The 21,472-nt window shown below is 39.1% G+C and carries 20 protein-coding genes; 10 read left to right on the forward strand and 10 right to left on the reverse strand.

All coding sequences use genetic code 11. The features are described from left to right. Positions 1-274: 274 nt before the first annotated feature. A complete protein-coding gene (gene addB, locus AC3ANL_RS06895) occupies positions 275-3,772 on the forward strand; it encodes a helicase-exonuclease AddAB subunit AddB (protein WP_488328494.1) in 3,498 nt (1,165 codons plus the stop codon). Beyond that, positions 3,765-7,574 carry a helicase-exonuclease AddAB subunit AddA gene (gene addA / locus AC3ANL_RS06900; RefSeq protein WP_488328495.1) on the forward strand — a complete coding sequence of 1,270 codons (3,810 nt, stop codon included), beginning with the start codon at positions 3,765-3,767 and terminating at the stop codon, positions 7,572-7,574. The genes addB and addA overlap by 8 nt, the downstream gene beginning before the upstream one ends. Before the next feature lie 16 nt (positions 7,575-7,590). Here addA and AC3ANL_RS06905 read toward each other — a convergent pair whose 3' ends face one another. The 6 genes from AC3ANL_RS06905 to AC3ANL_RS06930 all read right to left on the reverse strand — a co-directional run bounded on the left by AC3ANL_RS06905 (position 7,591) and on the right by AC3ANL_RS06930 (position 9,621). After that, the gene (locus AC3ANL_RS06905; RefSeq protein ID WP_488328496.1) at positions 7,591-7,809 is read right to left on the reverse strand and encodes a spore germination protein; all 219 of its coding nucleotides are present in this window, start codon (positions 7,807-7,809) and stop codon (positions 7,591-7,593) included. Positions 7,810-7,865: 56 nt separating this feature from the next. After that, on the reverse strand, positions 7,866-8,255 hold the full coding sequence (locus tag AC3ANL_RS06910) for a spore germination protein GerPE (RefSeq protein WP_488328497.1): 390 nt from the start codon (positions 8,253-8,255) through the stop codon (positions 7,866-7,868). 3 nt (positions 8,256-8,258) lie between these two features. Then, a complete protein-coding gene (locus AC3ANL_RS06915) occupies positions 8,259-8,441 on the reverse strand; it encodes a spore gernimation protein GerPD (RefSeq protein ID WP_488328498.1) in 183 nt (60 codons plus the stop codon). Beyond that, a complete protein-coding gene (gerPC, locus tag AC3ANL_RS06920) occupies positions 8,438-9,058 on the reverse strand; it encodes a spore germination protein GerPC (RefSeq protein WP_488328499.1) in 621 nt (206 codons plus the stop codon). The genes AC3ANL_RS06915 and gerPC overlap by 4 nt, the downstream gene beginning before the upstream one ends. A 78-nt stretch (positions 9,059-9,136) precedes the next feature. Next, entirely contained in the window at positions 9,137-9,382 is a 246-nt protein-coding gene (locus tag AC3ANL_RS06925) for a spore germination protein GerPB (protein ID WP_488328500.1), read from the reverse strand. Between the two features lie 17 nt (positions 9,383-9,399). Then, positions 9,400-9,621 (reverse strand): spore germination protein, encoded by a 222-nt coding sequence (locus AC3ANL_RS06930; protein WP_488328501.1) that lies wholly within the window; start codon positions 9,619-9,621, stop codon positions 9,400-9,402. A gap of 289 nt (positions 9,622-9,910) precedes the next feature. On the opposite strand from AC3ANL_RS06930, the gene AC3ANL_RS06935 reads away from it, so the two are divergent. The 3 genes from AC3ANL_RS06935 to AC3ANL_RS06945 all read left to right on the forward strand — a co-directional run bounded on the left by AC3ANL_RS06935 (position 9,911) and on the right by AC3ANL_RS06945 (position 10,954). Then, positions 9,911-10,270 carry a YisL family protein gene (locus AC3ANL_RS06935; RefSeq protein WP_488328502.1) on the forward strand — a complete coding sequence of 120 codons (360 nt, stop codon included), beginning with the start codon at positions 9,911-9,913 and terminating at the stop codon, positions 10,268-10,270. 137 nt (positions 10,271-10,407) lie between these two features. After that, a complete protein-coding gene (locus tag AC3ANL_RS06940; RefSeq protein ID WP_488329677.1) occupies positions 10,408-10,680 on the forward strand; it encodes a ubiquitin-like small modifier protein 1 in 273 nt (90 codons plus the stop codon). A 1-nt stretch (position 10,681) separates the two neighbouring features. Continuing rightward, positions 10,682-10,954 (forward strand): MoaD-like domain-containing protein, encoded by a 273-nt coding sequence (locus AC3ANL_RS06945; protein WP_488328503.1) that lies wholly within the window; start codon positions 10,682-10,684, stop codon positions 10,952-10,954. Between the two features lie 129 nt (positions 10,955-11,083). Here AC3ANL_RS06945 and AC3ANL_RS06950 read toward each other — a convergent pair whose 3' ends face one another. Next, positions 11,084-12,913, reverse strand: coding sequence for an aldehyde ferredoxin oxidoreductase family protein (locus AC3ANL_RS06950; protein WP_488328504.1), 1,830 nt, complete (start codon positions 12,911-12,913; stop codon positions 11,084-11,086). A gap of 228 nt (positions 12,914-13,141) precedes the next feature. Here AC3ANL_RS06950 and AC3ANL_RS06955 point away from each other — a divergent pair, with 228 nt between their 5' ends. Next, positions 13,142-14,176, forward strand: a complete 1,035-nt coding sequence (locus tag AC3ANL_RS06955) for a ThiF family adenylyltransferase (protein ID WP_488328505.1) — start codon at positions 13,142-13,144, stop codon at positions 14,174-14,176. A gap of 39 nt (positions 14,177-14,215) precedes the next feature. Here AC3ANL_RS06955 and AC3ANL_RS06960 read toward each other — a convergent pair whose 3' ends face one another. Further along, complete coding sequence (locus AC3ANL_RS06960; RefSeq protein ID WP_488328506.1) at positions 14,216-14,779, reverse strand: DUF2777 domain-containing protein; 564 nt, start codon at positions 14,777-14,779, stop codon at positions 14,216-14,218. Between the two features lie 234 nt (positions 14,780-15,013). On the opposite strand from AC3ANL_RS06960, the gene asnB reads away from it, so the two are divergent. Together asnB and AC3ANL_RS06970 are read left to right on the forward strand one after the other, a co-directional pair. Next, positions 15,014-16,861 (forward strand): asparagine synthase (glutamine-hydrolyzing), encoded by a 1,848-nt coding sequence (gene asnB, locus AC3ANL_RS06965; RefSeq protein WP_488328507.1) that lies wholly within the window; start codon positions 15,014-15,016, stop codon positions 16,859-16,861. A gap of 122 nt (positions 16,862-16,983) precedes the next feature. Next, positions 16,984-18,507 (forward strand): alpha-amylase family glycosyl hydrolase, encoded by a 1,524-nt coding sequence (locus AC3ANL_RS06970; RefSeq protein ID WP_488328508.1) that lies wholly within the window; start codon positions 16,984-16,986, stop codon positions 18,505-18,507. 33 nt (positions 18,508-18,540) lie between these two features. Here the strand turns inward: AC3ANL_RS06970 and AC3ANL_RS06975 are convergent, their stop codons facing one another. Beyond that, entirely contained in the window at positions 18,541-19,413 is an 873-nt protein-coding gene (locus AC3ANL_RS06975) for an SDR family oxidoreductase (protein WP_488328509.1), read from the reverse strand. A gap of 151 nt (positions 19,414-19,564) precedes the next feature. Further along, a complete protein-coding gene (locus tag AC3ANL_RS06980) occupies positions 19,565-20,056 on the reverse strand; it encodes a YajQ family cyclic di-GMP-binding protein (RefSeq protein ID WP_488328510.1) in 492 nt (163 codons plus the stop codon). Positions 20,057-20,210: 154 nt separating this feature from the next. Here AC3ANL_RS06980 and AC3ANL_RS06985 point away from each other — a divergent pair, with 154 nt between their 5' ends. Both AC3ANL_RS06985 and AC3ANL_RS06990 read left to right on the forward strand, forming a co-directional pair. After that, the gene (locus AC3ANL_RS06985) at positions 20,211-21,074 is read left to right on the forward strand and encodes a CvfB family protein (RefSeq protein WP_488328511.1); all 864 of its coding nucleotides are present in this window, start codon (positions 20,211-20,213) and stop codon (positions 21,072-21,074) included. A gap of 72 nt (positions 21,075-21,146) precedes the next feature. Further along, a complete protein-coding gene (locus tag AC3ANL_RS06990) occupies positions 21,147-21,278 on the forward strand; it encodes a DUF3941 domain-containing protein (protein WP_081810752.1) in 132 nt (43 codons plus the stop codon). The last annotated feature ends 194 nt before the right edge of the window (positions 21,279-21,472 follow it).

Below are 21,472 nucleotides of genomic sequence, written 5' to 3' on the forward strand. Positions count from 1 at the left end.
GCCTGACCCTTTGTTTTGGACATGCTCTTTTTTTTATTAGATTAGAAAGTATAAAAATCTTCGAAAATTGTCCAGCTCCAGCGCCCTAGCGGCTGACCAGGGCGCTTACGCTTTTTGTATAATAATTTCCAGCTTTGGTTTTAAACATCCTAACTATATCCAAACGTTTGTACTCTTTTTATGGTAAAATGAAAGATACAAAGTTTTATGGAACAGGTGCGGAGCGCCACAGAAATAAAGCATCGATTGATTTGTATGAAAGAGAGGTATACCTATGTCATTAAGAATGATAATCGGGCGATCAGGAAGCGGCAAAACTGCTATGTTTCTTGATGAAATACGAGGTCAGTTAATGGAAAATCCAGAGGGTACACCGATTATATATATTGTGCCAGAGCAGATGACGTTTTTAACAGAATATAGCTTGGCAACTGACTCTAGCATTGGTGGAATGATTCGGGCCCAGGTATTCAGCTTTTCCCGTTTAGCATGGCGAATCCTCCAAGAAACAGGTGGGATTAGCCGTATGCATTTAAGCAGTGTCGGCATGAATATGTTAATTCGAAAAATCATTGACGAACAGAAAGACAATTTAAGGATTTTTCAACGGGCGGCCGATAAGAATGGTTTTGTTCAGCAACTAGAACAAATGATTGTAGAATTCAAGCGATACTGCCTTAGACCCGAAGACCTGACCCAAGAATCTATACAGCTTGGCACAGGAGACGATGGAGAGTCAAAAGCCTTACAAGATAAATTAAAAGACTTAGAAATCATTTATAAGAATTTTGAGGATGAAATTTTTGGTAAATATATAGACTCAGAGGATTATTTTCACCTCTTAGCAGAGAAAATTTCATCCTCTTCTTATCTGAAAGAGACAGAAATTTATATCGATGGATTTTATAGCTTCACACCACAGGAATATCGTGTCATAGGGGAATTAATGAAGCAATGTAAAAGAGTGTCTCTGGCATTTACTGCGGAAAAATTATTTACTGATGCAGCCCCTGACGAACTCGACTTGTTCCGGGCGTCAAGTGAGACCTGCTACAATATTTATGATTTAGCCAGAGTCAACTCCATTAAATTAGAACAGCCTATCATTTTAAGAGACCAACAAAAATGGAATCAACCTTCCTTACGTCATTTAGAGGAAAAGTTTGATATGCGCCCAACCGTCGCTTTTCACGGTACAACGGACATTCACATTAACCAGGCTGCAAATCGAAGAGCGGAAATTGAGGGGATTGCGCAAGAAATTCGCGATGTCGTCCGGACAAGTGAGTACCGTTACAGAGATATCGCATTGCTTATCAGAAATGGTGGGGAATACCATGAAATTATTGAACCAGTTTTTACTGATTATCAAATTCCATTTTTTATCGATCAGAAAAGGACGATGCTCAATCACCCGCTCATTGAGTTAATCCGTTCTAGTCTTGAAGTGATTAATTCGTTTTGGCGCTATGAACCAGTATTTAGAGCAATAAAAACAGAATTACTATATCCCCTTCAAGAAAATCCATATAAAATGCGCGAAAAGATGGATCTCCTTGAAAATTACTGTTTAGCCTACGGGATCAACGGCAGTAAATGGACGAAAAAGGAGCGCTGGGTTTATCGACGAATAAGAGGGATGGAGTTAGCTGGAAATGCTCAAACGGATGCAGAAAAAGAGATGGAGCAAGAATTAAATGAATTAAAGCTAATGGTATCTGCGCCTATGTTACGCCTGTCTAGAAGACTGAAAAAAGCAGATACAGGGCGAAAATTTTGTGAGGCCATCTATTTATATTTAGAAGAATTAGATATTCCCGAGAAGCTTGAAAAGTGGAAAATAGCAGCCGAAGAAAACGGCAATCTTGTCAGAATGCGTGAGCATGAACAAGTGTGGAATGCAGTCATTGATCTTCTTGACCAATATGATGAAATTCTTGGGGAAGAGGAAGTCACAGTAAAGGCATTTGCTGCTATCTTAGAAGCAGGTTTTGAATCGTTACATTTTTCACTTATCCCTCCTGCACTCGACCAAGTCCTAATTGGTGATTTAGAAAAATCAAGGCTGAATGATATCAGAATTGTTTTTGTTATCGGAGTCAATGAGGGGGTATTGCCAGCTAAAATTTCAGATGAGGGGATTCTCGCTGATGAAGACCGGGAACTCTTATTAGCTGCGGGTATGAATGTTGCACCAAGCAGCCGGACACGCCTTCTAGATGAAAACTTTCTTGCTTATAAAGCATTTACGGCACCGTCGGACAAGCTTTATATTAGTTATCCACTTGCCAATGATGAAGGAAAAGCATTGATTCCTTCCTCCTACATTAAGCGTCTTAAGGATATGTTTCCCGATGCCGTTGAAGCGTATTATGTTACAGATCCTTTAGAAATAGACGAAACCGAACAGTTACGTTTTGTTTCTAATTTTAGGACAACATTGTCCTATCTAAACGGTCAACTTCAATGGAAAAAGAGAAATTATCCTATCTCCAATGTATGGTGGGATGTGTATAACTACTATCTAAAGAGTTCGTGGAAAAACAAGGCACAAAAGGTGTTTTCGAGTCTTTTTTATTTAAATGGGACTGTCCAGTTATCTCAAGAGGTGGCGGATGCTTTGTATGGTGAAACCATTCAGGCGAGTGTTTCAAGAATGGAATTGTACAATGGCTGTGCTTTTTCACATTTTGCTCAGCATGGACTCAAGCTGCGTGAACGGTCCGTTTTTCGCTTGGAGGCACCTGACATTGGTGAACTATTCCATGCAGCCTTAAAACAGATTGCAGATGTTGTTAATGAACAGAACCTGTCCTGGGCTGAATTAACACGGCAACAATGTGAGGTACTTTCAAAAGAAGCTGTCAGGACATTAGCACCAAAACTACAAAACGAAATATTATTGAGCTCCGAACGACATCATTATATCCAGAGAAAATTAGAGCAAATCATTACCAGGGCCTCGCTTGTATTGAGTGAGCATGCAAAAGTAAGTGGGTTCTCGCCGATCGGATTAGAATTGGGCTTTGGGCCGAAAGGAGAGCTGCCCCCGTTAACTTTTTCATTAAAAAATGGAAAAAGAATGGAATTAGCAGGGCGGATTGATAGGGTCGATAAAGCAAAAGCTGAAGATGATAGTGTCTTCTTAAGGGTGATTGACTATAAATCAAGTGAAAAGGATGTCAATTTAACCGAGGTTTATTATGGCCTTGCCCTGCAAATGCTGACCTATCTTGATATTGTCATGACCCATTCTAATAAATTAGTGGAGATGAAGGCGAGTCCGGCAGGTGTCCTATATTTCCATGTTCATAATCCATTTATCAATACGAAGAAAATGCTGACTATCGATGAAATCGAAAACGAAATAATGAAGAAGTTTAAAATGAATGGTTTAATGCTCAGTGACCAAAAGGTCATTCAACTGATGGACCAGACGCTAGAATCCGGTGATTCACAAATTGTTGCTGCTGGAATTAAAAAAGATGGAAATTTATCAAAAAAATCCAAAATAGCCAGTTTAGAAGAATTTGATAATCTAAGGAACCATGTTCGCGAGCAATATCAGAAAACCGGAAATGCCATTGTCAGCGGTCAAATCGATATTGCCCCATATAAATTAAAGGATAAAATTCCATGTACATTTTGTTCCTATAAATCTGTATGTCAATTTGATGAATCAATAGAAAATAATCAATTTAGAATGCTCACACCACATTCAAAAGAAGAAGTTTTAAAATTAATCAAAAAGGAGGACAAGGAACATGAATGATTTCATTATCCCAGTGAAACCAGAGGGTGTGACCTGGACAGACGACCAGTGGAAAGCGATTGTGGCCAGGGATAAAGATATCCTTGTTGCCGCAGCAGCTGGTTCTGGGAAAACAGCTGTCCTTGTAGAAAGGATTATTCAAAAAATATTGTCTAGGGAAAATCCGATTGATGTCGATGAACTGCTAGTTGTAACGTTTACCAATGCTTCCGCAGCAGAGATGCGGCATCGGATCGGTGAAGCCTTGGAAAAGGCCATCGATCATGATCCAGAATCACGGCATTTACGCAAACAGCTTAGTTTATTAAATAAGGCTTCTATCTCTACCCTGCACTCCTTTTGTATGGAAGTCATCCGTAAATACTATTATTTAATTGATATTGATCCAGGATTCCGTATTGCGGATGAAACAGAGGCCCAATTGATTAGAGACGAAATAATGGATGAACTGTTTGAAGACGAGTATGGCAAGAAAGATAATGATGCATTTTTTAATTTAGTAGATTCGTTCACAAATGATCGCAGCGATGCAGCGTTGATGGATATCATCCGTTCTATTTACGATTTTGCACAGTCCAATCCGCTCCCAGAAAACTATTTACATTCGATTGTTTCCATGTATGATGTAGAAAATGTGACTGCTATAGAGGAACTGCCTTTTATACAGGCCCTGCTTTTTGATATTGAACTGCAATTAGAAGCTGCACAGGAAATGATTAAACAAGGGCTCGAACTCACTAAATTACCTAATGGTCCGGCACCAAGAGCAGAAAACTTTATAGAAGATCTACAGGTCATTGATACTCTTATGTTGGCGCAGAAGGATTCATGGGCTACCCTTTATCAGGCTATGCAAACATGGTCTTTTTCAAGAGCTAAACAAGTTAAAGGGGATCATTATGATAAATTACTAACTGAGAAAGCTCAGAAGCTGCGGGACAAAGCTAAGAAAAAAATCCAAGATATTAGGGAAGAACTATTTTTCCGTAAACCAGAGAGCTTTTTACGGGATATGGTAGAGATGCGCCCATTAATTGAAACGCTCATTTACCTTGTGAAAGAATTTTCCACACGGTTTGAAAAAGTAAAAAGAGAAAAAGGTCTGGTTGATTATGCCGATTTAGAGCATTACTGCCTGGGAATTTTGACAGAAGGCATCACAGCTGAAGGAGAATTTTTGCCATCAGAAGCGGCCCTTGCTTACCGACGCCATTTTAATGAGGTTTATTGCGATGAATACCAAGACACGAATTTGGTGCAGGAAACAATATTAAAGCTGGTTACGAAGGGAGAGGAGCAATCCGGCAACTTGTTTATGGTTGGGGATGTCAAACAATCGATTTATCGCTTTCGTTTAGCCGAACCCCATCTTTTTTTAGATAAATATAATCGTTTTACCGTTGATGGGAAAGCATCAGGACTTCGAATTGATCTAGCTAGTAATTTTAGAAGCAGGAAAGAGGTACTTGATGCAACAAATTATTTATTTAAACAAATTATGGGTGTCAAAGTCGGAGAAATAGAATATGACGAGGCAGCAGAATTGCGAAACGGTGCCGACTATCCTGAGGCCATTCCGATCCCGGTAGAATTGCTGCTGATTGATCAAAAGGTTGAAAGTGTTGAAACATCTTTTGAGACAGACCCGGAAACAGAAGCAGAAGCAGTAGCAGGGGAATTTGATAAGGTTGATTTAGAGCAATCACAGCTTGAGGCGAGACTGATCGCCGCTAAAATTAAAGAATTAGTAGCTAATGGTGCACCCGTTTATAATACCAAAACAAAAATGCAAAAACCGATGATGTATCGGGATGTTGTGATTCTTCTCCGCTCAATGACGTGGGCACCACAAATCATGGAGGAGTTCAAGCAGCAAGGAATTCCTATTTATGCAAATCTATCAACCGGTTATTTTGAAGCAACAGAAGTATCGATTATGTTGTCACTTCTTAGGGTGATTGATAATCCATTCCAGGATATTCCGCTGGCATCTGTGTTAAGGTCACCGATTGTTGGTTTAAATGAGGAAGAATTATCCAAAATCCGGATTAGTCGAAAACGTGGTTCGTTTTGGGAGGCGGTATCTGCCTTTTGCACGAGTAAATCAGCAGAAACAGAATCATTTTATGAAAAAGTGCGCAGTTTCTATGATTTATTAATCAATTGGCGCTCTTTGGCAAGGCAAGGATCTTTATCAGAGCTAATTTGGCAGTTATACCGCGACACCCAATTTTATGATTTTGTTGGTGGTCTCCCAGGTGGGAAACAAAGGCAGGCTAATTTGCGAGCGTTATATGACAGAGCTCGTCAATATGAACTAACATCTTTCAGAGGGTTATTTCGATTTTTACGGTTTATCGAACGGATGATTGAGAGAGGCGATGACCTGGGGGCAGCAAGAGCACTTGGTGAGCAAGAAGATGTAGTTCGGATTATGACTATCCATAGCAGTAAAGGGTTGGAATTTCCAGTTGTCTTTATGGCCGGAATGGCAAGAAACTTTAATATGACGGATATTCGTAAACCCTTTTTGCTTGATAAAGAATTTGGGTTTGCCGCAAAGTATGTGAATGCAGAGAAACGCATTACCTATCCATCACTCCCGCAAATCGCTTTTAAGCGAAAAAAGAAACTGGAAATGCTTGCCGAAGAAATGCGTGTTTTATATGTGGCGATGACAAGAGCAAAAGAAAAGTTATACATGACAGCAACCTTAAAAGATGCAATGAAAAAAATCGACCAGTGGAATGACTATTCCATCCATACGGAATGGCTCTTAAAGGATTATGAGCGGGCTTCAGCAATGAGTTATATTGATTGGATTGGACCGGCACTTGTCCGTCATCATAACGCTGGAGAATTAAGGGGTTCGGGAGAAACGAATGTGTTTGTTCCAACAGAAATCACTGAACATCATTCTGCCTGGAGCATTACTGTAAAAAGCGCAGATGAAATCAAAAAACAAGAATCGGAAGCTGAATCGGTAGAGGATCACTTTATGGAAAAGGTTCAGAGATTGGAACATGTGCCAGCTGAATCTACTTTTGCAGGAGAGATAAATGCCCGCTTAGCATGGGAATATCCCTTCCAAAGTGCTGCCATTCATCGTTCAAAACAATCAGTTTCGGAAATAAAACGTGCGCGGGAAATGACCGATGAACATAGCAGCACAGACCTAGTCCGCGGCTTTCAAAAATCGATACTAAAGCGGCCCAAGTTTATGCAGGAAAAACAATTAAGTCCTGCTGAGCGCGGGACGGCCCTGCATATGGTGATGCAGCATGTAGATTTGACTGAAAAGGTGACGGAAGAAACCATTGGAGAACAACTAAAGTGGATGGTTACCAATGAATTATTAACTCCCGAACAAGCTGAGGTTATCGATAGTAAATTGATTGTTCAATTTTTCAATTCGAATTTGGGCCAACGATTTTTCCAGGCTAAGGCCGTTCACAGAGAAATTCCTTTTACCCTTTCATTGCCGGCAAAAGAGGTTTATCCTAACTGGAAAGAGGAAGATGAATCTGTTTTTGTCCAAGGGATTATTGACTGTATCCTTGAGGATGAAAAGGGACTTGTTCTGATTGACTACAAATCTGATGGAATTCGTGATCGATATAAAGGCGGTTTTCAACAAGCTAAACCCATTCTTGAAGATCGATATAAAATGCAGATTAACTTATACACGAAGGCTGTTGAACAAATTTGGAAAAGAACTGTTGAGGAGAGATACTTATTTTTCTTTGATGGTGCTCATATTTTAAAATTAGAAAAAGATATAAAAAATGACATAGACCAATAATGGTTTATGTCATTTTTTAATTATTTCCTGCTATAGGCTGATCAATGAGGTTCGTATCAAGAACATTGGTACCGCTCAAACCGGTATTCGTGACGATAAGTCCACCGGTGTTAAATCCACCAGAGCCGGCATATGTTTTCGTGGAGGCTTTCGGGGAGATATAAAGTGCATCACCGAATTGTACAATTCCTCCGCCTACATTAACAATTTGTACTGGACCAAGAATCGCGGGCATCAAAAACATCCTTTTCTATAAACATTCTAGGTATTTTCATATAGTACTATATGCGTTTACCTAATGTCTTGTTCTTGATCTTGTGGCAGAAGCTGGCGTATATGCTTTACCCTAGCCTCCATCGATATATGTTTACTATTCCCAACATGTAGAATGGAAGAAGAGGACATCCCAATAATATCAATGGTTTGTACCTTAATTAAAGGTTTGGGATTGTGGGTTCTGATAGAAAATGGTTCAGTTATTTGTGGAATGGGAATAGGTTCGGTAAATACACGATAGGCATTAAAATTACCTTCATTCCCGTAAAAAGTTTCTGCTTCCCTTTGAACAGCAAGTGCACGAGAGAGGCTGTTAATAATGCAGGAATCACCGAGTTGTAAAATGGAGGCGAAAGATACAATCTTAACGGAAACATTGTCTATAAAGGAAGTTCGTGGTTGCATACTTTAGGACCCTTCCGGTGCTAAAGGAACAAACGGTCCAATAATTAACGATTCTGCTGGTGTATCAAAGGTAGAAGAAAGTTGAATGGTTTCGGTATCACCAACCAATACAAGGGAAGAACTTGCTACCCCCGTGATTCTAATCGTTCCTACACAAAGATCTCGGTTATAGACTTCAAAGTTCATTCTGTCTTCATTCCTTTCACATGTTCAGGCAAATGATTTAAAAAGACATGTACACCGTTTTGAATTTCCTGTTTTAACGCCTCAATAATGGATGCCTCAACGTCGAAGCTGCGTTGAGAAGATGGATTTTGGGTTGTTTGTGCTTTTAGATGATAATCAATCCTATTAGGCAGTTGTTTGATAATATCCTCTTTGATAAAGGCTAAAAAAGAGTCCCCTGGCGCCATGCCTAACTTTTTTTGGGTATCTTCAATAATTTGAGGTAAGTCTGTTTCTAAGTATTGATAAATGGCTTCTTCAATTTTCATCGATCTTTGCATTTGCGTTTTCGGACTAAATGGGGTATCTAGTGATTGATTCTGTACAGCGAAATCCTCGATACTCGATGACAAGTCGTTCGGATTTAAGCCTATATTCAATGTCCCCTCAAGTGTCTCAACCTTCAATTGATCAAATTTATATTCAATTTTATCTACATAAATGGACTTTTTTTCGGTTAATTGCTTGATCTCCGCTGACATCTTTTTGACAGTTTCTTCAAGAGCTACTATCCGTTTCTCTTGCGATTGAATATACATCTGCAGCCATTGAAGGTATTGATTCATATCTTGATACATTTTATCACCTCACTATTTACGCCCGTTATTCCTGTTTTTTTGATCTCTACATGTTAATTAATGGACTTCTGTCATAGATTACAGGGTTCCCTCTCTAACAGGTGCTTGTAAGGGAACGGCAGGTGTTTCAAGTAAGCCAGAGGGTTGAATCCCTGCAAATGGTTTTCCTGCTGCTGGAGCAGGACCTGTAAATCCACCTGTATTATACAAATTAGCCTGGGGTTTAATGATCCCGGCACTCCCAATTTGCAAGACGGAGGAATTGGTTATACCGCCAATTTTCATGAAGTTAATGTGAATGGACTGCTGAATATAAAAATTCATATTAGACCACCTATTTATTACAAGTTTAGGAGATTGGCTGAATCAATGACATCCGGGTCATTCGTATTGGTATTACTTACATTATTACGAACATTTAAACTTTCTCCTGTATTAAAGGAACCCGCTCCAGAAAATGTTTTAGCGTTAGAAAAGGGCATAATTTTATACACATCGCCAATGTGGAATACAGAGCTGTTTCCTAGAGAAATCACTTGGGCAACCCCAACAATTGCTGGCATGAACATCACCTTCTTTATGATTACAGATTTCAGCAATTGACGTCGATTACTGATTAGCTGGAGACAGCCCAATAACAAATATCTTGGGCAGCGTTTTGCTTATATCATGTTATGTATAGGCAGGTATAATGTGATTCATTCGCCCAAATTTTATTTATTGTTGAAATCAATAATAAGTATTTTCTAATCAATCGAAAAATGTTTCTTACGATAGTGAACCACTTTTTTCGTAATTATAAGATACCTATGGTAAGATATTCTTGATTAAGTATACATAGGAGGTAAGTAAATGATTCATGGTCATGTAACAGCATGGGTATTAGCACTGATTTTATTTTTCGTTGCACTTGCATTAAATAAAAGTGGGAAAGCAAAAGGATTTAAAATAATCCAAATGATATTACGAGTATTATATTTGCTTATTATCGTAACTGGAATTGGGCTTCTCTTTATGGTATACAAGATCGATGTTTGGTATATTTTAAAAGCAGCTGTCGGATTGTGGGTAATCGGATTGTTTGAAATGATTCTTAGCCGTGCTGCAAATAACAGAAAAACCTCTGTTTTTTGGATACAGTTTGTGATAGCATTTTTGCTTGTTTTGTATTTAGGCTTTGAAAAATTACCGATGTCGATTTTCAATGTATAGGTAGTTGATTGATTAAATAAAGGCTGTCCTGGAACTAAACCATGGGCAGCCTTCTTATTTATAAAAATAGTATATTGAGCGTGACAACTTTAGCCCGTGGTTTTACTATTAAAGGTAGAAGAGAGGAGAGGATCATGGTGTTCGTAAAGGTATTTGCAAATCTCCGGCAAATTTGCGGAGGGGTAACAGTTGAGGTTCAGCCTGATGGGGAACAGGTGATAGATGTTTTAGATAAAATGATTGAAATGTTTCCTGACTTATATAAAGAAATATTTACAGTAGAAAAAGAGCTGCTTCCATTTGTACATGTGTACATTAATGGAAGGAATATCATCCACCTCGATAATCTGGAAACCAAGGTGAAACCAGAGGATCAATTTGCTCTTTTCCCTCCGGTTGCTGGAGGGTAAAATGGAAATAAGAGATTTGGAGTTTCGTGGGATCACTAGAGAACATCTCGGCATGTATTTTGAAGAACTTGGTGCTAACCAAATGACGCATACCTATCCATATACCTTTACAGCTGAAGACTGGAGCGGCCAAATTTTATCGGAAGAAGAGCTTACTTTTACGGCCATTTTTAAAGTGAATTCTGTGATGGTACGTTTTATGGCAAAAGATGAGGAAACACTCACTTGGCTTATCAAGAATTATCGATACAAAACAACTCGGATTGGCGGTTAAAAAAGAGAATGACCCAAAACAAAGGGGTCAGACCCCACAGCCTCAACATAGCGCTAATCTTTTTCTAAAGAAGGCTATATATTGAGAGATAAACGTGGGGTCAGACCCTTTTGGGACATCTCTTATTCATTATACGAGTTGATTTTCAGAGTCGATGATGCCTAATTCACGCAGTTTTTCTTCTGGTACAAGACCATCTTTCCAGCCGCGGACTTGATAGTATTCTTCGAGCATGATATCCATTCGGCTCACATAACCAGTACTGTTTCCAGATGCAGGTTCTTCTGTAAAGCGCTTTGGAAGGAAATCATCTTCGCGTTTATTAAAACCGGCAAGATTATTGTAATAACGTTCCAAGTTATAAATTCTTTCTCCAGCCTTCATGACATCATCAGCGGTCATAGGAATGCCGGTCATACCACTGTACTGCTCCGCATAATGCTCTGCATTTTCCGAGAATGAAGAGAACTTACAAATATTCATAGAATCTGAGAATGCCAGCATATCTTGGAATATTTTTAATAATTCGCCCTTACCTTCAGGTTTAAGACGATCTGTCGGTTCAGGGATACCCGCTATTTCACTCGCTACTGTATAGCCGCGTAAATGACAGGCGCCTCGGTTACTTGTTGCATAACCAAGTCCGATTCCTTGAATACCACGTGGGTCGTAAGCAGGAATAGATTGGCCCTTTACGGACATAGAAAGTTGTGGGGCGCCCCAAGAGGCTGTTGCGCGCGCAGGACCTTCAGCAAGAATTCCGCCAAACCCTTCACGAAAGGCAATCTTTCTAGTCAATTCAATCATGGAATCTGCATCTCCCCAGATTAGTTCATCTGAGATAATCCCTTTTTCATAGGCCTCCATTGTAACTGAGAAGCAATGGCCGAGTTCAATCGTATCAAGACCATATTCATTACATTGATCAATCATGTAAGAAATAGCTTCCGCATCACTTAAAAGACAGTTAGAGCCAAGTGACCAAGCAGATTCAAATTCAATACTTTCCACCCGTGTTTTATATTTCCCGTCTTTTACTTCCACTTCAATCTTACAGCCGACCGGGCAGGCATGACAGGTGTTATTGGCAACACGCAAGTGAGTGTTGACATATTCACCGCTGTGCTTTTCGGCTTCTTCCCAATATGTGAATTGCGAGTTTTTCGTTGGCAGTGCTCCAACCTCATTAATAAGGTTCGTTAACACGTTGGTGCCATAAACGGAGAGTCCACCTTTATTTGGTGCAGTTAACCCGCCATCTAGAATGGCTTTAACAGCTTTTTTATTGGCTTCTTTGTATTCACTTTCTAATTTTGCAACCGGCATATTTCCTTTTTGGCCTGCTTTAATAACAATGGCTTTCAACTTTTTAAAGCCCGCCACCGCTGCTGTTCCTCCACGGCCGGCAGCACGGTCATGCTCATTAATAAATGATGCAAACCGAACGGTATTTTCCCCAGCTTGACCAATCGTCATAACGCTTAGGTCCTGTTCACCATACTGGTCTTTCATCGCTTTAATAAATGCTCTTGTACTAGTACCCCATAAATTTGAAGCATCGCGGAGCTCAGCTTTTCCATCTTCAATATAAAGGTAAACGGGTTTATCAGATTTTCCTGAGAAAATTAGATTGTCAACGCCTGCCCACTTTAAACGTGCAGCAGTCCATCCACCAATGTGAGAATCCGTAACCGTTCCTGTGAGTGGTGATTTTGTCACTACACAAAGACGACCGCTCATGGATGAACGTGTACCGGTAACAGGACCTGTCATGAAACATAGAATGTTTTCAGCAGATAATGGCTCTACTTCAGGACCGTTATCTAGTACATATTTGACACCAAGACCACGACCGCCTATGTACTTTTTGGCATCGTCTTCATTGATCTCTCTGTAATCAATAGTTCCATTTGTTAAATCGACTAAGACTTCTTTGTTTTTAAACCCGCCAATATTCAAAGTCTTCCCCTCTTTCTAAAGATCTTTTTTATATGAATCTCTTATTCAAGTCAAAAGAGATAAGAGATTTTTCCCTATAATTAATCCAATTTTATTATACACTTTCTTGAATATTTTTAAAATTAAAATAGTTAAATAAAGGAAAAAAGTTCATTATTTGATATTATATAATTAAAATAATATTTCCCTAACAACTTGCAATTAAGAAAAAGGAGAAAAGAGGTAGTTATGCATGATTTAGAACGGTATTCAAGACAAATCCTTTTTAATAAGATTGGGGAAGAAGGGCAATTAAAGATATTAAAAGGGCGTGTTGTCATTGTTGGGGCAGGTGCATTAGGAACGGTGATTGCCAACCATCTAGTCCGATCAGGTGTGGGGTACGTAAGGTTAATTGACAGGGACCTGGTGGAACTATCCAATTTGCAGAGACAAACGCTATATGATGAAGAAGATGCAGAATTAAATCTTCCCAAGGTCGTCGCAGCACAGCAAAGACTAATTAAAATAAATTCTACTGTTACAGTGGATGCTGTGATTGCCGATTTAAATCTTGATAATGCTGAAGAATTATTATCTGAATTTGATGTAATCGTCGATGGGACAGATAATTTTATGACCCGTTTTTTAATTAATGATGTTGCCGTTAAATATGGAACACCATGGGTGCATGGCGGCGCGGTAAGTTCAAGAGGGATGTTTGCTGTAATAAAACCAGGCGAAACACCCTGTTACCGTTGTCTCTTTCCACATGTTCCAGCTAGTACTGGTGAAACATGCGATACGGTTGGTGTATTGTCACCCTTAACCGATATTATTGGCTCCTTTCAAGCATTGGAAACAATAAAACTATTAGTAGGGGCAGCTCCAACTCCAAATCTTGAACAAATTGATATTTGGGATTATTCCACTATGCAAATGGATATATCGCAGGGGAGAAATCCGAATTGTCCTACTTGTGCGAAGGGGCAATTTGATTTTCTAGACCGTACCTCCGAGCACCAATTAGCCTACACAAGCCTTTGCGGCCGAGATACCGTTCAAATTAATCCACGGCAAAAGGAGGAATTGAATTTAAGAAAGGTGGCAGAGAATCTAAGGAAAAGCGGGCAGGTGAAGGGGAATGAATTCTTACTCCGCTTTACTCCAAAAATAGAAGAAGCTATCTCTGTTGTGGTCTTTAAAGATGCCCGCGTCCTCGTTCATGGGACCCATGATATTGTAAAAGCTAAAATGCTGTATTCTAAGTACATTGGCAGTTAACTTCATATAAAAGAAAGCGTGGTAAATACCACGCTTTTCTTATGAAATCATTTTTTCAATTACGAGTCGTTTTCCGGTGTTTAACGTGAATTCAAACCGGTCATTGACCTTTTCGTAGTAACAAAAGTGATGCTGGACATTACAAATTTGTTCTTGGTTATCAAACACCATAAAATTCACACCATCTTTCCGATGTTCATCCGATAGGAAGGATAGATGGTTATAACAGTAGATGCAATCATAAATAGAAAAGTTAAGGGAGTTTAATGTCGTAACAAACTGGAAAAAAGCATCGTCATTGATACCATCTAACAGTCTTTCGAGTGAGTAAATTAGATGTTTCTTCATTCTAATCGTATCGTGGTCTCGAAGCATGATTGCTTCCTTTCCACAAAAGATTTTTCCAGGTTCGTTTAAAATCCCTTTTTTCCAGCGATTTAACCTGAAAACCTCAATTTCTTGATGAGCAAAATCATCTAACATGGTAGCTTCTTCTGTTTCTTCATCGAAAAAGATCCATTGATCATTGATTTGTTCTACTGTTCCTTCATTGTAGGCTCTTTGCTGGAAATCATATAGTTTTATTCGTTGTTGTCGATTCATCGTTAACCTCCGTACGCAGTTGCTTTCATTTCTCTTTTTAGACATCTTCCTGTCATTTTATAACTTGGTTATTTATAAAAATTAAGTATAAAAATTAATGATTAAGAAAAACAGCCTACGTTCATGCACTTATGCAAATCTGATGTAGGACAATTAACCATTTTATTTGGGCTGAATAGAATAGACCATGAAATAAATGTTCAGTATTTTAAATTGTAAGGGAGTGAGATGCGAATGTGCGGAATCTCTGGTTGGGTTGATTTTGATAAAGCAATAGTAAATGAAACAGAAACCTTAAAAAAAATGGTGAATACATTGGCAAAAAGAGGTCCTGACGAAACCAACATCTGGTCTGGTACACATGTTGGCTTCGGACATAAGCGGCTAATTGTTGTCGACCCTGAAGGGGGGAGACAGCCAATGTCCAAACATAAAGAGGGGTTTGATTACACCATTTGTTACAATGGAGAATTATATAACACGGAAGATATTCGCAAAATTCTCCTTACTAAAGGATATTCTTTTAAAGGTCATTCTGATACTGAAGTCCTGTTATCTGCCTATATAGAATGGGCAGAAGAGTGCGTAAATTACTTAAATGGCATCTATGCCTTTGCTATTTGGGACTCCAAAAAGGAACATCTCTTTATTGGACGAGATCGACTTGGAGTAAAACCATTATTTTTTACGGAACACAAAAAAGGTCTTATTTTTGCTTCAGAAATCAAGGCTATCCTTGCCCATCCAGAAATAAAGACCGAGATTGATCAAGAGGGGCTTGCTGAAATCTTTGGAGCAGGTCCATCAAGGGTACCTGGTTCAGGTGTTTTCAAAGGGTTAAAAGAACTTAGACCAGCCCATGCCTTAACATTTTCGAAAAATGGCTTGAAAATATGGCGCTATTGGAATGTAAAAAGCGAAAAACATAAGGAAAGTGTGGAAGAAACTGCCGAAAAAGTCCGTTTTTTAGTGACCGATGCTGTGACAAGGCAGCTTGTTTCGGATGTGCCATTGTCCACTTTCTTATCCGGCGGCCTCGACTCAAGTATCATTACAGCTATTGCTGCCAAAGGTTTTAAAGAACAAGGAAAAGGCCAATTGCATACTTATTCCATTGATTATGAAGGAAATGACCAGTACTTTGCATCAAATGAATTTCAGCCGGACGCAGACGGGAAATTTATTCAAATGATGACGGATCGCTTTGCTACTCAACATCATAACAAGACCATATCACAAGTCCAATTAGTGCATGATTTGTTAGAAGCCACACATGTCCGTGATACTCCTGGGATGGCAGACATTGATTCCTCCTTACTTTGGTTTTGCAAAGAAATTAAAAAGGATTTTGTTGTAAGTCTATCAGGGGAATGTGCGGATGAAATTTTCGGAGGGTACCCATGGTTCCATCGGAAACAAGACTTAGAGCGCCCGGGTTTTCCTTGGATGCGTTCTGTTAGTGAACGGCAAAATTTACTGATTCCACATTGGCAAGAAAAATTAAAACTGAATGAATATTGTCTTGAACAGTATCGCCAGGCTATTGCTGAAACCCCTAAATTAGAAGGGGAAAGTTTAGAAGAGGCAAAGCGTAGAGAAGTGTTTTATATTAATATGACTTGGTTTATGACTACTTTACTTGATCGAAAAGATCGAATGAGCATGGGGGCAAGCCTAGAAGTCAGAGTCCCATTTGCAGACCATCGACTTGTTGAATATGTGTGGAATATCCCATGGGAAATGAAAATGTACGGAGGCAGAGAAAAAGGGTTACTTCGTAAAGCATTTGAGGGAATTCTTCCAGAAGAGGTCCTTTACCGAAAGAAAAGCCCATATCCGAAAACACATAATCCACAGTATACCTTGGCTATCCAAGAGTGGATGGATACAATTCTACAAGATAAGTCTTCGATATTGCATGAATTCTTTCAGAAGGAAAAGTTAGAACGTATTGTAGAGTCAGGGGGGAATTCATTCCAGGAACCATGGTTTGGCCAGCTAATGACAGGCCCGCAATTGTTAGCCTACCTTGTGCAGCTTCACACATGGTTTAAGGATTACAACATTAATATAGTGAATTAAAAAGAGTTGATAAAATTTCAAAAAAAGCAAATTTAAATTTGGAATAAAAACCTTATTAGATTAAAATGAGTATTGGGAAGAGGGAACCTACCTCTTCCTTTTTTAGAGGGGGACAAGCTACTATGAAAAAAATAACATTTTTGTTTATTGTATTTTTCCTATTTTCATCACTTCCTGCTAATGCAGCTGTAAAAAAAGATAGCCGGCAGTGGCAGGACGAATCTGTGTACTCTATTATGATTGACCGCTTTAACGATGGGGATATTCAAAATGATCTCGATGTGAATGCAAAAGATCCGTCAGCCTATAATGGCGGTGATTTTCAAGGGATTATTGACAAATTGGATTACATACATGACATGGGGTTTACGGCCATTCGTTTAACGCCTATCGTTGATAATGAAAAAAACGGGTACCATGGCTATTGGGTAAAGGACTTTTATAAAACAGACGAGCATTTCGGTTCCATTAAAACCTTTCAAAAACTTGTAAAAGAAGCTCATAAACGGAAGATGCTGGTTTTAATTGATTTTGTTACCAATAATACAGCAGCCAACCACCAATGGGTAAATGATTCCAACAAAAAGGCTTGGTTTCATCAAAAACAGTCTATTAACGATTCTAATAATCAGCAACAGCTTGAGGCTGGATGGGTGAATGGTTTGCCTGATCTAAATCAAGACAATCCAGAGGTAAAAAAATACTTAATTGATGCTGCTAAATGGTGGATTAAGCAAACAGATATCGATGGGTATAGCCTGCCGGAGGTCAACCATGTTCCTGTCAGTTTTTGGAATGATTTTTCAAATGCGGTAAAGAAGGAAAACAAGGACTTCTTCTTACTAGGCGTTCCAACCGAAACGACAAAAATGGATGAAAATAAATATTTAAATGCCGGGATTGACGGCTTATATGATTATAACCATAGTGATAAATTGAGGAAGGCCTTTGCTACTACAAATCAATCATTTAACACCCTTCATGCAGCTCCGAATAACGGGCAAAATGAGGAAAAAATGGCGACCTTTTTGGATAATGAATATACAGCAAGATTTACAAAGGATATTGTGGATAAAAGACAGTTTCCAGGTTCCCGTTGGAAAACAGCATTAACCTATCTTTATACAACCCCGGGAATACCTATTGTATATTATGGAACAGAAATTGCGTTAAATGGTGGAAATGTCCCAGATAACCGCCGGCAAATGAACTTTCGAACGGAGAAGGAATTAATCGATTACATTACCAAAGTTGCCGAATTAAGGAACAAGCTTCCTTCCTTAACAAGAGGATCGATAGAAATGCTATATGATCAAGCTGGAATGGTAATTTATAAACGTGTCTATCAAAGCGAAACATCGATTATTGCAATAAACAATTCGACTAAGTCACAAAAGGTGATCTTAACAGACAAACAATTAGAGGATAACAAAGAGCTCCGTGGCTTATTAGGCGGGGATCTTGTTCGCAGTCGAAATCATCAATACATCCTTATAGTCGACCGAGATAATTCAGAAATTTATGTATTAGCTGAAAAAAGCGGCATTAAATTTTCATATATTGCTGTAATGATTAGTGTAGTTATTTTAGCGATTATCTTTCTTTTCTTCATTATCAAAAGAGGAAAAATCAATAAAGTAGAATAAAAAGCATCGGCGGCTTTTCCGCCGATGCTTTTCTTATCCATTAACCACTGTCCCGCCATTTACGTGAAGCATTTGTCCGCTAACAAAAGAGGAGTCCTCTGATGCTAGATAAACGTAGCTTGGTGCCAGCTCGTGCGGCTGCCCGGCACGACCCATTGGTGTGTTCGAGCCGAAGGTAGCTACTTGATCAGCCGTAAAAGTTGATGGAATGAGTGGAGTCCATATCGGACCAGGAGCTACACCGTTCACACGTATTCCCTGTTGAGCAAGAGATTTGGCTAAGGAACGGGTGAACGAAACGATGGCCCCCTTAGTTGCTGAATAATCTAATAATTGTTCATTTCCTTCGTATGCTGTAATTGAAGCAGTGTTAATGATGGATGCTCCTTTCTTTAAATAGGGCAAAGCCATTTTTGTCATATAAAAATAGGAGAAAATATTTGTGCGAAACGTTTTTTCCAGCTGTGCCGATGTAATATTCAGCAGGCTTTCCTGTGGGTGCTGCTCGCCTGCATTATTGACAAGAATATCGAGTTTATTAAATTGAGCGATCGTGCTATTGACTACCTCTTTACAAATATCTTCATTTCCAATATCACCAGAAAAAAGAAGGCAGCGGCGTCCTTCTGCTTCGATGAGCTTTTTTGTTTCCTGGGCATCCTGATTTTCTTCTAAATATACAATCGCAATATCAGCGCCTTCCTTGGCAAAATAAATGGCAACAGATTTTCCGATTCCGCTATCTCCACCCGTAATGATGGCTGTTTTGCCTTGTAATTTTCCACCTGGTTTATAATTAGGGTCAACTGAAATCGGTTGAGGATTCATTTCACTTTCTACTCCGGGCTGTTGTTGCTGATGTTGGGGCGGAAAGGTCACTTTTTTCTTACTTTGTGAACTGCTCATTGTCTAAAACCTCCACAAATTTATTCACTTATTAGTGTTAGATAAAAGAGCCAAATTATGAAACAAACAAAAAAGGCATAGGGATTTCTCCTTATACCTTTCTATTACCCGCCCAAACAATCAGTAAAACTTTGTAGTTTGAGGTTTCACTTTATCGGTAATTAATAAATTGAACATCGATGCTGAGATCTGCTTCTCGAACCAAAGAAATAATTTTTTGCAGATCATCACGATTTTTACCACTTACTCGTACTTGATCGTCCTGAACCTGACTTTTCACCTTTACTCCGCTGTTTTTAATAATGGTGTTTATTTTTTTTGCATTTTCCTTGTCAATCCCTTGGACAAGTTTTGCTTTTTGACGAACGGTACCACCTGATGCTTTTTCAATTTTTCCATAATCGAGATTTTTAACGGGTACTCCTCTTTTTATTAATTTACTGAAGAGTACATCCTTTAATTGATCCATCTTATATTCGTCATCAGATATAAGCACAAGTTCTTCTTTTTCGAGCGATACTTCACTTTTGCTGCCTTTGAAATCGTAGCGCGTTGCGATTTCTTTCATCGTTTGTGTGATCGCATTTGTGACTTCAGAAAAGTCTACTTTGGATACAATATCAAATGAACTGTCTTTAGACATATTCATCCCCTCCATTTTTAGATATTAATCAATGGGGGTAAAAAAGTCCTCCACACTGATTGAAGTTTCACTTTATGGCTACATTATAGTAAAATATAGCAGTTCGAACAACCTTTAGGAAAAATCTCCGAGGAAAGAAAAGAGGAGTTAGATTATGTCTTTAAATGAACTTATTGGTCAGCCAACTACCTTAACTGTTGCCCGAAAGGCTGAGTTTGGCTATTTTTTAACGGATGGTAATGAGGATGTTTTGCTGCATATAAATCAAGCACAGCAAGAACTTGCAGAAGGTGATGAAGTCGAGGTCTTTTTATATGTGGATTCACAGGGAAGAACCTCTGCTTCGATGACAATTCCAGAAATTTCAGTAGGGAAGTATGCGTGGGTTAAGGTCACTGATACAAATCCGAAAATTGGTGTTTTTTTAAACATCGGCCTGCCTAAAGATATTTTATTAGGAACTGATGATCTGCCTGCTCATAAATCTGTTTGGCCTAAGGTGGGCGATTTAGTTTACGTTACGCTAAGGTTGAACCGCAATTATTTGCTTTATGCACGGTTGGCAAGTGATCAAGTGATTCAATCCATATCAGTCCAAGCGACAAGGAAAGATTTTAATAAAAATGTCCAAGGACATATTTATCGAACAGCCAAGGTGGGAAGCTGGATTTATACCATTGAGGGCTTTAAAGGTTTTATTCATGAATCCCAGCGTCAAGAAGAACCTCGTTTAGGTGAAAAGGTGGAAGGCCGGATCATTGACGTCAAGGAGGATGGAACGATTAATGTGTCATTGCTTGCGCGGAAAGAAGAATCACAAGATCTCGATGCAGCAAGAATATACGAATATCTGATGAGTAGAAATGGTGCAATGCCGTTTAGTGATAAGAGTATGCCGGAAGAGATTCAAGAACGCTTTGGTCTAAGCAAGGGGGCATTTAAGCGTGCCTTAGGAAAGTTATTAAAAGAGGGAAAAGCTTACCAGGAAGGCAGCTGGACCTATGCAAAAAAAGATTAACGAATTCATTACATACTCTTTTTCTGAATGCAAACAATAAGGATTGCAAGGAATTTTGAAAGGAGTAAGGATATGCCGCACACTTCTGATAATGATAAAAAAGCACAAGATAATAATGCCTTAAGACATGAAAAAAATATGATGCGTGAAAAAAATCGCCAAGCAGGAAAAAATCAATACTCCAAGAAAACCGACCATAAATAAGAAAAGCGGAAGCGCCCTGGTCAGCGGCGTATGGCCTCCTCGGAAAAGCTAACGCTTTTCCTTCGTGCGATGCCAATGCTGCCGAAGCATTCCTTATGGAGCGCTCCAACTGAGATAAAGGAAACACGAAGAGCCGAAGGCGATTCGATGTTAACTTATCGTAGGGCGGAGAGCGAAGGACACTAGCCGCAAGG

The organism is Neobacillus sp. DHD-1R, assembly GCF_057747995.1.